We start from the raw sequence: 13,090 nt of genomic DNA on the forward strand, positions 1-13,090 counted from the left end.
CATTGGACGGAACATCGCAACTGAGTGCAGCTTTAAAATTTGGCGTAATTGGCATTCGCACCGTTTGGCAAGCCACAATAGAAGCACTAGAAAACAGCCTAGTATGTAGATAAATGTATTATATATTAAGTAGTTAATATTATTTGGAGTTTAAAAATTAGACATATACAAAGCAAATCTCTGAAATTTGTATAGCTAAAACATAATCCAAATAGTGCCAAAAATATGAATTATTGGAACTGCTGCTCAATTCAAGCGGATCTACAAAATTGACTTATCTAAAACAGACTCTAATGGCTATGTAGCCAAAGAAGAAGTTGGGGACTTGTTAAACATTCAAGACCCCGACGACCTGAATGGAGACGGCAAAACCACCTTTGACTTCCCATTTGTAACCATTGAAAATGTTTTAGTTGTTGACAAAGACACCATTTTGGTAGCTAATGACAACAACTATCCTTTCTCTACAGGTCGTCCTGGAAATGATCCTCAAAATCCAGTTATAGACAACAATGAAATTATTCTGTTAAAGCTGGAGAATCCCCTCAACCTTGCCCCTGGTTTAGGTCAACCTCAAGCTGAAGAAATTAATTCTGGCTCCAATAGCAGCGATGATATTACAGTTGAGCCAAATCAAACCTTATTTACAGGTGACGGAGCAGATTTTGTAGAGGGTAATAAAAGTAACACAATCCAAACTGGGAACGGTGATGACACTGTGGTGGTTGGTAGTGACTCCTCAGTGTCCACAGGAGACGGTAATGATCAAGTCTTTATTGGCACAAATGGCCCTGTTAACAACACTAGTGCTGATGGTGGTGTTGGTAATGACAAAGTTACCGTAGTTGAAGCCAATGGTGGTAATAATTTGTTTGGGGCAGCAGGTAATGATACTTTGACAGTAGTTGAAGGTTCGCGTCAACTGTCCTTCGGTGGCTCAGGTAACGATACCCTCACGAGTAACGGTAGCAATAACCGTCTCTACGGTGGTTCTGGGGATGACAAACTCTTCTCTAATCTCAATGACTCGTTGTTTGGTGGCGATGGTGATGATGTGCTATTCGCAGGTCTTGGGGGTGGCGATCGCCTCAGTGGTGGTGCTGGTATTGACCAATTCTGGATTGCTAATGCTAGTCTGCCAACTAGCAAGAACATTGTGACTGATTTTACCATCGGCATTGATAAAATCGGGCTTGGTGGTATTGGTGTTACTCAGTTTAGTGCTTTAACACTGTTGCAACAAGCTAGTGACACTTTGGTGAAAACCGGAACTACTGAGTTGGCTTTATTAGTTGGAATTACATCAACTAGCCTCACAGCAAATGATTTCGTTTTTTCTGCTAGTGTCATTTAGCCGAAAAATGATTACAGCTTAGATTCAACATTCAAAATTAGTTAAGCTGTAACAATTTTGCTAATGCGAGGGAATGATACTCCCTCGTTTTTTATATTGTTCACAAAACAAGTACTTTCGTTCACAACACAAGTCTTTTCGTTCACAACACAAGTCTTTTCGTTCACAACACAAGTCTTTTCGTTCACAACACAAGTCTTTTCATTCACAACACAAGTAGTTTCGTTCACAAAACAAGTACTTTCGTTCACAACACAAGTCTTTTCGTTCACAACACAAGTCTTTTCGTTCACAAGCAGATTTCAAGTTGGTGAGGTACACAAGCTAAGTCTGTTACCCAGGTATAAAGCAGTACGGTTCAGTTAGCCTAAAAACCTTAACCTGCGTAGGTTGGGTTGAACGAACGCGAATTTATCTCGTAGGGAAGTGAAACCCAAGCGTCTTGCGTTAATTGTTGGGTTTTGTTCCAATACAGTTCAGTTAAGGATTTTTGGTACTGATTTTAGACCTGTAGAGACGCTTTCGCGTCTCTACCAAGGTTTTTGGGCTGAACGGTATTGGGTTTTGTTCCTCAACCCAACCTACGATTATCCTTACAGCAGTTTTCATGTATTTGAACCACATCTGTTGTAGGGGTAAAGCGCATTGCTCATACGTGTCAACTTAACGTAAAAGCCATGTCCCGCAAGGAACTGAAGTTCCTTGCTAATAGCGAAAGTCATCTTTTGATGACTAAATATAGCCAAAAATCTTTAGTCTACTTCAGTAGACTTTAGCTATTAGCCTTGAACTTCAGTTCAGGGCGGGCGAGGAAGCCAACAGTTAAGCCATTTCTAGCTTAAGTTGACACCAATGAGCAATGTGCTTTACCCCTACCGCGTGGTCTATTTACCTGAAAATAGCTGTAACTGAACTGTATTGAGTTACAAAGAAATCCGGTCTGATTTCTGAGTAGAATTTCCGATGAAACTGTGATAAAACTAACTTTTGAGTCTCAGGATGTTTTCAAAAAGAAAATCGGAGTCCTATATCAGGGTGAAAATAGAGTCATGATTATTAACGGTACTTCAAGTAAAGATGAGTTATACACCAATCAAGATAACCAAGTTTTTGGTTTTGAGGGCGATGATACTCTAGATGCTTCCAATGGTAAAGGGAATAATTTGCTTGATGGTGGCTCTGGAAATGATCGCCTTTTTGGCAATAATAACGATACTTTAAGGGGCGGTGTTGGAGCAGATAGCTTATTTGCTGTAGGTAGTTCTGGCTTTAACACCCTTGAAGGAGGAGAAGACGACGACGAGCTTGTTGTAGTCGAAGGTAGCAACAACAAACTCGACGGCGGTTTAGGAAACGATGAACTCACAGTTTCAGATGGAAGCGGCTACAATACACTACTCGGTGGACTAGGTAATGATTTTCTAAATGTCTCCAATGAAACAGGTAATAACAGCCTTGATGGTGGTGAAAACGATGACGTTCTGATTGGGGGATTAGCTAGCGATCGCTTATTTGGTGGATCTGGTGATGATTCATTATACGGTGGTACAAAAGGCAGCCAACTCACAGGAGGTACTGGAGAAGACCGCTTTTATATCGCTAGTGCAGCCGTTCCTGATGTGCCTGTTGAAGTATTCGATTTTACCAAGGGTGAAGATAAAGTTCTAATTAGTGGAATTCCCGAAGTTAAAAAATTCTCAGATATCAAATTAGAGCAGGTAGGACTCGATACATCCATCAAAGTTAATATCAATAGTGCGTTGAAAGAGTTCGGGATTTTAAGAAATATCCAAGCCAATACTCTCACACCAGATGATTTCGACTATATAGTTGCAACTTTCTCAATTACTAATGCTTCAGCAACAGAAGGAAATGCTATTACCTTCACCATCAACCGCGCAGAAGATACTCAAGCTGAACAAAGCGTAACTGTATCTACATCTTTAACCGCAGAAGATACTGCCAGTAGCACTGACTTTACAGCCAAAACTGAGACTATCACCTTTGAATCGGGAGAAACCCAGAAAAGCTTCACAGTTCAAACAACTCCAGATTTCCTGTTCGAGGAGAATGAAACTTTCACTGTCAGTTTGAGCAATCCCACAAATGAGGCAATTGTTAATTTTAATAGTGGGACAGCTAAAGGAACTATCAACGATGATGATGATGATCCCGATCCTGTAGTTACGATTACCCAGACTGGCGATAGCACAAATGTCACCGAAGGCGGTACAGATGACAGCTACTCACTGGTACTCGGTAGCCAGCCAAGTGCTGATGTCACTATTACTATCAGTAGCGGTAAGCAAATCAAAACTAGTACTCAGGCTCTCACTTTCACTGCACTGAATTGGAATGTAGCGCAAAATGTGACGGTAACAGCAGTAGATGATGTGGTGATAGAAGGCGATGATAGTGAGACTATCCAGCATACAGCTACAAGCAGTGATGCTAATTATGATGGGATTGCGATCGCCTCTGTCAACGTTGGCATCACTGATAACGATATCCCACTATCAAAGAGTGCTGATAGTGATGTCTTCACCGTCAAAGGTAATGGCGATAAAGCAAGACTCTCAGTAGAACTGACAGATCCCAGTTCTAATCAGCTATATGAACTGGGAGTATTTACCGTAGACAATCAACAGGGAAATATTGGTGATATTGCCCCTGGTGCTACTGGTTATGCCGAAGCCGCCGTGCAACGAGCCAAGGTGATTTTTTCCTCTCTCGCCAATATCCCCAATGGCTTTAATCGCAACTTAACAAGTTTGGTACAATTTACCTCTGGTGAACAGATCAGATTTTACGTAGTAAGCAACAGCACCACTGATAGTATTTTGGCAAGACAAACTGCCATAACAGACATCCTCTTTTCTGACCCAATAAATCTGAAAATCGACAGCTTGAGCGATGGTAGTTTTTCTCTAGCTTGGAATGGTCAGAATTTCAAAGTGAAAATTCAAGCTTTCAAAAATTGCTGATGATATCTTTAACTGACTTTACGGTGAATCGAGAAGCAGCTTTCAATAATTTCATCGGCTTCTATCTTGTGGCTGATGAGAATGGTGGCATTGACACTAACTCAGATGGCAAGGCAGATATTCTCGCTGGACAAGCTGGTTATACTGAAGCAGCAGTTCGTGGGCGTGTTGCAGGCATTGACCTGACAGTTAACAACCAAGGTACGGCAACTTACACTGGAACTTTCCAACCTGGTTCCATCTTCGCACCATTTATTATTGCTAATGGTGGACTTGATGGTTTACTTGATAGCAATTCAAATAACGATCCGGCAGTTTACTTCCCATTCTTGGCATCTAACACTGACAAAGTAGATCACATTCGCTTATTAGGAAATAACATCTTTGGTTTTGAGGATTTATCAAGTGGTGGTGATAACGATTTTAACGATGTTATTGTGGGAGTTAATTTGAGTATAGCCTAGTATATGTTAAACATTGTCCCAGTAACGGTACAATTAGAGGCGATCGCTTTTTCCTAACTACAAGTCTCTGATTCAGCGCAAATTGTTTGATTCACACCTTGGGCATTGCATAGCGATGTCTACGACGGGCTACGCCTACGCTTGAATTCATACTTCAATTATGCAACGCCAGATTTTCTATATAAACTAAAGCAAAATTAAAGTCTGCTGGCTTATACGCTTCTCGAAGCATTTGTCGCCGATTGGTTTTAGTGCGGCGATTATCTACAACATAATTAAGAGAAGGTTCATCAACATCAAATACTAAGTAGCTGAAAATCAGCATAAAACAAAACACTGTAATCTTTTCAGAAAACAGGGTTTTGTTTTATTTTTTATTTGGTGGCGGGAAGTGGATTTGAACCACTGACCTTCGGGTTATGAGCCCGACGAGCTACCAGGCTGCTCTATCCCGCGTCGCTCCTAACTTTTATAGCATAACCTATAGTCAAGAGTTTGGCAACTACAAAAATGATAATTCTCCAATTACTTCTAAACGTTTGTATTTTCCCAAGGTGACAAACTTTTCACAGAGGCTTTCGGCAGCGCTAGGACTAATCCAACCCATTTGCTGGAGTAAGTGAATAGCCACGGCGTATTTTGCTCGTTTTGCCCCATCCATGACTTTGATTGCCAATCCCAAGCCTTCACCGAGTCTACCAATGCACTGCACTCCTTCAGCACCAGTTTTACTGACCAGTTCCCCTGGAGTTAAGCGCATCAGTTCCGTATCAAATTCTCCATCTCCTGCTACCATAGCGGGGTGATGAGTCATCGCCCGGACAATGCGCTCCATATCCAAGTTGGTACTAGAGGCTAACAGTGCATACAAAGATGCCATGTGACCGAGTTGCATCAGATAAGTTGGTGCGCCACAGTCATCATGAGCGCTGATAAATTCTTCAGCTGGCATTCGCAGCAATTCTGCTACTTTGCCCAAAATCAACTGCTGTATTGGGTGCTTGCGATCCAAGTAGTTATTCAAGGGCCAATGGCGTTGTTGACACACGGCTAACATTCCCGCATGTTTACCAGAGCAGTTGTATTCCAGAGGACTGTGCTTATCTTCAGGAACTGGACACTGGAGTATAGTTGGGTCAAGATCAGCCCGCCAAAGGATGTTAAATACCTGTCGGACTTGATCTATTCTTCCTTTATGGGAACTTGTGATAATTGCTAAGTCGCGATCGCTGAGGTCATAGCGTTCCAATGTACCTGTAGTGGTGACTGCGAGTGCCTGAAATGGTTTGAGCGCTGAACGGATAAATGCAGCAGTTTCAGAATTTCCGGCAACGGTTAGAACCCGTCCTCGTTCGTCGCATACAACAGCCTGGACTATATGCCTGGATTCAATAATACCTTCCCGCAGCAACCGGACTTCCAGTGCTGTGGCTTGAGTTCGTTTTCCCATTGTCATGGGTTTATTTTTATCACCTTTTTTAATTAATTAGTCATTGGTCATTAGTCCTTAGCTAATGACTAATGACCAATGACCAATGACTCTTTAAAACAAATGCCAAACTATAGTACCAATAACGTACATTCCCGCCAAGCCAGCAAAGGTAAATTGTAACCGCCGCAGAATAGGTTTGATTTCGTATGCGACAATCAAGCGATCGCGGTTGAGGATTTCCTGTGGTTTTGTCCAAGTTTGACCGTCGTACCAGCCCGACTCTTCATAAAATACTGTGGGGCTGGAAAGGCGATCGCACACGTAGAACCAGCCTAAGTATAATCTTACCAGTGCCAGTACTACCCCAACACTCGCTGCTGCTGCACCACAGAGGATAAAATGTGCAATATACTTGTGAGGGGGAAAACTTGCCGCAGCTACAGGCCCTGCGAAGAGCCAAGATAAACCCCAAATCCAAGCTATTTTCGTGATATACTCGCGCAAATCTAAAGTGCAATCACGAAACAGCCAGGAAGTTTTTAACTCTTCGTACTCATTAAGCGGTTGTTGGTCTGTAGGAACTGGGCAATTTGAAACCGAAGACCTAATCATGTTGGCTTACCCTCACCTTCATCAGATTCTGGAAGGAAAATGCGCTCTGCATGAATCCAAAACGCTTCTAAATTATAAAACTCCCGTTCCTTGGGCATCATGATGTGAACGATCACATCACCGTAGTCTTGTAGTACCCAACTCCCCTCGACTTTTCCTTCTGTCCTTATAGGACGACGTTGCAACTCAGTTTCGACTTTTCCTTCAATTGCTTGAGCGATCGCCCTTACTTGTACCCTAGAATAGCCAGTCATCATCACAAAGTAATCAGCCAAGTAAGATACCTCTGCTACTTTGAGCAATATAATTTCACCTGCTTTGCGATCTGATCCAGCCTTTGCGATCGTTGCAGCTAATTTTCCGCTCGCCTCTTCGGTTTGGGCGTGGCTCTTTGCCACACTCTTCGTCAGTGGGACAGATTGTAATGGGAAATTTCCTTGGAAATAATCAGTCATTAAACCTCAAGTGCTTTCTTTTGAAACAATTGTTTACATTTACTTACAAATCACAAACAATTGATCTGAAAATGTGTCAATAGGTTTTTTTGAATACTAACAAAAAAACGGGTGTCTATGGGGGCTAGTTTGATAATTGACTGCTTAGATTTCGACATCAGCAATCAGCAGTTGCGGATGATTATTGTGCAGCGATAAATCGTTCAAAGATTTTTGCAAATTCGCCCGGATTGAAAGGGATCGTGGCAAGAACTCGATCGCGATAGTACAGGTCGTTTAGGTCGGTAGTGGGACGTTCAAGAGGCATGATATTGTTCTCTATTAAAGATAACGTTTGGTTGAGATGAGGAAGTTTGACAATACCAGTCATCTATTACCACAAAATCATCCAATACCACAAAAATTATTATATGTCAATAAAGTCGAAATAATGCCCAGATCCCCCACTTCTCACCAGAAGTCGGGGATCTATCTCCCAAGGGTTTTATGTTTAATTACGTTAACCTCAAAATCTAAATATAAGGAGATTTTGAGGACATACCCCACTGAAAGCTCACGTATGCAATGTAACTCTGTTACGGAGATTAAACTTCTTGTTTCGTAACTATGCCTGTGGACTGAATTGCTCGACGATCTGCCATCAATGAATAACACAACGACTCATATTGATTTAAAGCTTGCTCAAAAGCATAGTTTTCAACTGCATATTGGCGACTTTTATAACCCAGAGTTTTAACTTTTTCGGGGTTTTGGTACAAATCCAAAATTGCCATTGCTAAAGCTTGAGGATCTTCTGGAAGCACGATAACTCCGCCGCCACTTTGCTTGATAGCTTTTGCTGCCGTACCATTATCGGGAACAGAAGCAACCAAAGCTCGTCCACTGGCAAGTAGCACTTGAATTTTTGACGGCATATTGAAGGATACAACATTTTTCTTTTGCACCACTAAACCAACATCAGCAGCTGCTAACATTTGTGGCAAAGATTTGCGGAGTTGGAATGGCAGTAGCAAAACATTATTTGCGCCGCAGTCTAAACATTCCTGTTGCAATCGCTGTAAACCTTTTGCCTCTCCAACGATGACAAAAACAATATCTGGGATATGGCGTAACACAGAAGCAGCTTTGACAACGCTTTCTAAGCCTTGGGTTAGGGCAATGTTGCCAGAATAAAGTACTACAAATTTGCCATTTAGGTTATGTGCGGCGCGGAAAGGATTATTTTCTTTAGGCAAAGGGCGGATAAAATTGACATCAACCCAGTTGGGAATTTGCACAATTTTGTCAGCTTCTACGCCCTTAGTTCGCAAATTGTCCACAAACCCATCGGCGATGACGCTAATTTTACTGGCAGTGTGGTAAGCAAATTTTTCCAACTCTGTAAATAACTTTATAAGCAATTTATTTTTCAGTAGACCGACATGGACGGCTGCTTCTGGTAATATATCTTGTAGATTTAAGATTACAGGACAAGCACGTAACCATCCTAAAAGAGCGACTGGTACACAGCTTGGCAAGGATGGCGATGTCGAGAGAATAACATCTGGACGCCAACCGATGAGGGCAGGCACAAAACTAGTGACAACGAAACTAGCATCTAATAACATCCGATCTAATAAATTGGGTTGGGGACGAATCCAAACGTAACTGCGTTGAATTTGAACGCCATTTTTGTATTCGTTGAGATACCACTTGCCCCGATATTCCTGGTAAATTTGACGCTCAGGGTAGTTGGGCATAGCGGTGATTACGCGCACTTGATGCCCACGCTTCACTAGTCCCTCTGCTAATTCAGTCATCAGTGGGGCAATACCAATTGGCTCTGGATAGTAGTTGTAGGAGTAAATTAAAATTCGCATAAAAATTAGTCCGAAGTATCCCAGAATGCCAACAACCTGGAAATCACCTTTGAAGGGGCGACTGGCACAAAATTCATCCTCCAAAACTTCAACTTAGAAAACTTGGATAACCTGAAAGCTTCTGGAACAAGACCAGATATTGGTAATATCTTGTTTGATGGGCAAACTAGCATTACCACTAGCTTTAATGTCCTAGATGCCAACTCCACTGCAACGAGTCTAGGGGTCAAGAACACCGTAACCTTTCTCAATGACCTATCCAACAACATTAAGGGTTTAGATAATTCAGATGATGTCATTAATGGTCAGGATGGTAATGACAAAATCGACGGCTTAAGTGGCAACGATTTGCTGCGCGGTGGTACAGGCAATGATACCCTCATTGGTGGTGCGGGGAATAACACCCTCGTTGGTGGTATTGATGGCGATTACTTAGACGTTAACTCTTCAACAGGCAATAACCTATTAGATGGTGGCGATGGCAATGATACTCTCTCGGCCTTAGGTGACTACGATGTGGTGTCTGGTAATAACACCCTCAACGGTGGCGCTGGTAACGATAGCTTGAGTGCTGACAGTTCAGCAGGCAATAACCTACTCTCTGGTGGCAATGGCAATGATTCTCTTAGCGTCTCTGGTGGCTACTATAACCCTGAAGTATCTGGTAATAACACCCTCAACGGTGGTGCTGGTAATGATAGCTTGAGTGCTTTCTATTCAACAGGCGATAACTTCCTGGATGGTGGCGATGACAATGATTATCTTAACGTCAATCTTGCCAATGGTAATAACACCCTCAACGGTGGTCTTGGTGACGATTCTTTGAGTGCTAATATTTCAACAGGCACTAATCTGCTCTCTGGTGGCGATGGCAATGATTCTCTTAGTGCGTCTAACTTCGAGGGCTACAGGTTTGATAACACCTCTGGCAATAACACCCTCAACGGTGACGCTGGTGACGATTACTTGAATGTTAACTATTCACGAGGCGCTAATCTGCTCAATGGAGGCGATGGCAATGATACTCTCACAGGCTCTAGCTACGGCTACGGCTACGGAGGAAAGTGTTATATCTGCACTGGCAATAACACCCTTAACGGTGGTACTGGTGCGGATAACTTGAATGTTGACTATTCATCAGGCGATAATCTGCTCTCTGGAGACGATGGCAATGATACTCTCACTGCCTCTGGCTACGAGTACGACGAACAGGGCGAGTCCGGCAAAGGAGTCTATCGCAGAGCATCAGGAAATAACACCCTCAACGGTGGTGCTGGTGCTGATAACTTGATTGTTGATTATTCAACAGGCACTAATCTGTTGGATGGTGGCGATGGCAATGATACTCTTAGTGCCTATGGCGCATTAGGCAATAACACTCTTTATGGTGGTTTTGGTAATGATATCATCACGGGTGGAAACGGTAATGACACCCTCTATGGAGGGGATGGTACTGATACCTTTGCTTTCAATAGTTATAATCAGGGCATTGATATTCTTTATGACTTTAACGCCACTAATGAGTTGATTCAGGTATCGGTTGCTGGTTTTGGTGGCGAGTTAGCAGCACCTTCACTTAAGCCAAGTCAGTTTACCATCGGAACATCTGCAATCACTAATGCTCAACGATTCATCTATGATAATGTTACAGGTGCATTGTACTTTGACCAAGATGGTAGTGAGTCTGCATTTACTCAGGTAAAATTTGCACAATTATCTGCTGGATTATCACTAACCGAAAACAATTTTGTGGTTGTTTAATTGTGATTGGCACTCCATTACTTTAAGCACAGATTGCGAGGTGCAGAAAATACCATCTCGCACTCGACTGACTTTTCCCGTTAAGTCTTGAAAGGCTTACTGACAAAGGATTTAATAAACAGCACAGCATATACGGTAATTTTAATAAAAATCAATTGATATCATGTCCGCTTAATCACTTACAATATGTCATTGCGAGTGGAACGGAGTGGAACGAAGCAATCACAATGACTCTGCGATTACTTCATATCATGTCCGCCAAATTACCCATAATAAAAGAACCCCACCCCCAACCCCTCCCCGCAGGCGGGGAGGGGAGACAAAGCACAGCTTTGGCGGGGTGGGGTTCTTCGGGTTTAATAAGCAATCAAGCGGACATGATATAATACCAATTCTGTATGAAGATGCACATAATAAGACCCCCTGTAGTCCCCCGATGCTTTGGGGGGACGGCGTAGCCGGGGGGTAAATATATGCAGCTTTACAAAGAAACGGTATCAGTTACTTGCAAACTGCTGTAAAAAGGAAAATGGTAGTATCAGATGATAAAGTCATAGCTACTACCATTTATTCTATAAATAATATTTGTCCCACCCCAGCAAGAGATAACAATCAGAATATGTTATTTTGCATCAGGTGGGATTTTTGTTTAGCTATTGCACATCGCGTCATTAAAAGGTAGAAAAACCCATATTTTTGGGATAATGTCTAACTTCAATTCGCCCTTAAAGTTATGCAATTGGCATTAAGCAACTGGGAAACCGCCGTTATTAGTTACCAAAATTTGGTATATTGCCTTGTTGTGGAATTCCATAACTAGCGGAATCGAAGCTGCCAGCCGTTGGAATTCCATAACTGGCGGAATCGAAGCTGCCAGCCGTTGGAATTCCAGAGCTACCCAAACTAAAGCTGCCTTCTTGTGGAATTCCATACTTATCAAAGTCGAAGCTGCCTTCTTGTGGAATTCCATACTTATCAAAGTCGAAGCTGCCTTCTTTTGGAATTCCATACTTATCAAAGTCGAAGCTGCCTTCTTTTGGAATTCCATACTTATCAAAATCGAAGCTATCAGCCGTTGGGATGCCAAAAGCGCCTCCAGGTGCGAAAGGATCGCTGGGGTTGCTAGCCTGACCACCACCATTAACGGGATTACCAGGAACAGAATTTGTATTAGATGCCATTAGAGTTAATCCTCCTATTAGGACATAAATTTTGCTTCATTAATAAATGTCAAAAAAGCATAATTAAGCTTCCTTTGTAGCTTTTTTCTTGTTTTTTTAATTGCTAATATTGAGCTTTTTTGACTAAATCACAGAGTGTTTTTATGAAAATTACTAACTAAAAGAAACCTGCGATTAATGCTGGTTATGCCAATAAATATAAAAAAATTAATTTATTTTTACAATGAAAAATCTTTAGATGCTTGTGCCAAATCTTTCGATGCTTGTGTCAAATCTTTAGATATTTCTACTACTGGAATTTGCAGGGTAATATCAAATCCAATTGAACAACCACACTAAAAATAAGCTACAACCCATTCTGTTACTTGATTGAAACTATGTGCAATCAGCCGGATTTGATATAAGATCATTTAAATTGGTATAAATCAGACTTGACAAATGGGCATCATGAGTAAAAAGACAGCAATGCTGTTTTAAAAATTTCAAGGAGCAGATTACTCTTATATAGGACTAATATTTGATTTCTGAAAAAGCTCGGTACAACTCGAAAAACCTAATTCCTTATTCCCTACTCCCTACTCCCCACTCCCCGCCTACGTAAATAATTTCAAAAATCAAATACGATTCCTATAGCAATCCGATTTGATTACGTGAAAAAATCTAGGCAGATGTAGGGTGCGTCAGGGCGGAGTCCGTAACGCACCAAAGTGTAGATTTATCTTTAATTTTTAATTTTTTGACGATGGTTAGCAGCTTGTAATAACAGAGATTCGGCAAAAGCGATCGCATCATTTGCAGATTTACCACCAGCTAACTGTGCTAATTCTTGTCGGCGAGTGGTTAAATTATCCAAGGTAGTAACTCTTGGATGCGGCGAAGAATTTTGTAGACAAAAACGCTGATAGTGCTTCTAGTACGCTTGAACCAACTCACGGCTAATTCGTAATTACGAATTACGAATTACCTAAAGGGGTTGACGGCTAGACCG

12 protein-coding genes, 1 tRNA gene and 1 pseudogene are annotated in these 13,090 nt (G+C 41.8%); 6 read left to right on the plus strand and 8 right to left on the minus strand.

Translation table 11 applies throughout. The features are described from left to right. Window positions 1–241 precede the first annotated feature (241 nt). The 5 genes and pseudogenes from LC574_RS06135 to LC574_RS06150 all read left to right on the plus strand — a co-directional run. A pseudogene (locus tag LC574_RS06135) lies at window positions 242–1,354 on the plus strand (M10 family metallopeptidase C-terminal domain-containing protein); the annotation flags it as partial. A 95-nt stretch (window positions 1,355–1,449) separates the two neighbouring features. Continuing rightward, a complete protein-coding gene (locus tag LC574_RS38780; RefSeq protein ID WP_368736672.1) occupies window positions 1,450–1,668 on the plus strand; it encodes a hypothetical protein in 219 nt (72 codons plus the stop codon). A 112-nt stretch (window positions 1,669–1,780) separates the two neighbouring features. After that, window positions 1,781–1,987 (plus strand): hypothetical protein, encoded by a 207-nt coding sequence (locus LC574_RS06140; RefSeq protein ID WP_229452059.1) that lies wholly within the window; start codon window positions 1,781–1,783, stop codon window positions 1,985–1,987. Between the two features lie 416 nt (window positions 1,988–2,403). After that, complete coding sequence (locus tag LC574_RS06145; RefSeq protein WP_229452060.1) at window positions 2,404–4,338, plus strand: Calx-beta domain-containing protein; 1,935 nt, start codon at window positions 2,404–2,406, stop codon at window positions 4,336–4,338. Continuing rightward, the gene (locus tag LC574_RS06150) at window positions 4,338–4,802 is read left to right on the plus strand and encodes a DUF4114 domain-containing protein (protein ID WP_229452062.1); all 465 of its coding nucleotides are present in this window, start codon (window positions 4,338–4,340) and stop codon (window positions 4,800–4,802) included. Before LC574_RS06145 ends, LC574_RS06150 begins: the two co-directional genes overlap by 1 nt. Window positions 4,803–4,956: 154 nt before the next feature. Here the strand turns inward: LC574_RS06150 and LC574_RS06155 are convergent, their stop codons facing one another. From LC574_RS06155 to LC574_RS06180, 6 genes are all read right to left on the minus strand, one after another. After that, window positions 4,957–5,127 (minus strand): group I intron-associated PD-(D/E)XK endonuclease, encoded by a 171-nt coding sequence (locus LC574_RS06155; RefSeq protein WP_229452064.1) that lies wholly within the window; start codon window positions 5,125–5,127, stop codon window positions 4,957–4,959. Between the two features lie 54 nt (window positions 5,128–5,181). Further along, window positions 5,182–5,258: transfer RNA gene (locus tag LC574_RS06160), tRNA-Met, on the minus strand. Window positions 5,259–5,304: 46 nt separating this feature from the next. After that, window positions 5,305–6,258 carry an asparaginase gene (locus tag LC574_RS06165; RefSeq protein WP_229452065.1) on the minus strand — a complete coding sequence of 318 codons (954 nt, stop codon included), beginning with the start codon at window positions 6,256–6,258 and terminating at the stop codon, window positions 5,305–5,307. A gap of 87 nt (window positions 6,259–6,345) precedes the next feature. Beyond that, window positions 6,346–6,846 carry a CGLD27 family protein gene (locus LC574_RS06170; RefSeq protein WP_229452067.1) on the minus strand — a complete coding sequence of 167 codons (501 nt, stop codon included), beginning with the start codon at window positions 6,844–6,846 and terminating at the stop codon, window positions 6,346–6,348. Beyond that, a complete protein-coding gene (gene rsfS, locus LC574_RS06175; protein WP_229452069.1) occupies window positions 6,843–7,301 on the minus strand; it encodes a ribosome silencing factor in 459 nt (152 codons plus the stop codon). The genes LC574_RS06170 and rsfS overlap by 4 nt, the downstream gene beginning before the upstream one ends. Window positions 7,302–7,885: 584 nt before the next feature. Beyond that, the gene (locus LC574_RS06180; protein ID WP_229452074.1) at window positions 7,886–9,160 is read right to left on the minus strand and encodes a glycosyltransferase family 4 protein; all 1,275 of its coding nucleotides are present in this window, start codon (window positions 9,158–9,160) and stop codon (window positions 7,886–7,888) included. 102 nt (window positions 9,161–9,262) lie between these two features. Between LC574_RS06180 and LC574_RS06185 the strand changes: the two genes are divergently transcribed. After that, entirely contained in the window at window positions 9,263–10,921 is a 1,659-nt protein-coding gene (locus LC574_RS06185) for a calcium-binding protein (RefSeq protein ID WP_229452071.1), read from the plus strand. Between the two features lie 770 nt (window positions 10,922–11,691). Here LC574_RS06185 and LC574_RS06190 read toward each other — a convergent pair. Then, a complete protein-coding gene (locus LC574_RS06190) occupies window positions 11,692–12,102 on the minus strand; it encodes a hypothetical protein (RefSeq protein WP_229452073.1) in 411 nt (136 codons plus the stop codon). A gap of 721 nt (window positions 12,103–12,823) precedes the next feature. Further along, window positions 12,824–12,955, minus strand: a complete 132-nt coding sequence (locus tag LC574_RS37825; protein ID WP_267871433.1) for a hypothetical protein — start codon at window positions 12,953–12,955, stop codon at window positions 12,824–12,826. Window positions 12,956–13,090: the final 135 nt, after the last annotated feature.

The sequence above is a fragment of the Nostoc sp. CHAB 5715 genome (genome assembly GCF_020829685.1).
Lineage (GTDB): Bacteria > Cyanobacteriota > Cyanobacteriia > Cyanobacteriales > Nostocaceae > Nostoc.

Bases quoted from the DNA above. Each gene is read 5' to 3' on its own strand.
- LC574_RS06145 (WP_229452060.1), top strand. From the start codon at position 2,404: ATGATTATTAACGGTACTTCAAGTAAAGATGAGTTATACACCAATCAA.
- LC574_RS06150 (WP_229452062.1), top strand. From the start codon at position 4,338: ATGATATCTTTAACTGACTTTACGGTGAATCGAGAAGCAGCTTTCAAT.
- LC574_RS06155 (WP_229452064.1), bottom strand. From the start codon at position 5,127: ATGCTGATTTTCAGCTACTTAGTATTTGATGTTGATGAACCTTCTCTT.
- LC574_RS06165 (WP_229452065.1), bottom strand. From the start codon at position 6,258: ATGACAATGGGAAAACGAACTCAAGCCACAGCACTGGAAGTCCGGTTG.
- LC574_RS06170 (WP_229452067.1), bottom strand. From the start codon at position 6,846: ATGATTAGGTCTTCGGTTTCAAATTGCCCAGTTCCTACAGACCAACAA.
- rsfS (WP_229452069.1), bottom strand. From the start codon at position 7,301: ATGACTGATTATTTCCAAGGAAATTTCCCATTACAATCTGTCCCACTG.
- LC574_RS06180 (WP_229452074.1), bottom strand. From the start codon at position 9,160: ATGCGAATTTTAATTTACTCCTACAACTACTATCCAGAGCCAATTGGT.
- LC574_RS06190 (WP_229452073.1), bottom strand. From the start codon at position 12,102: ATGGCATCTAATACAAATTCTGTTCCTGGTAATCCCGTTAATGGTGGT.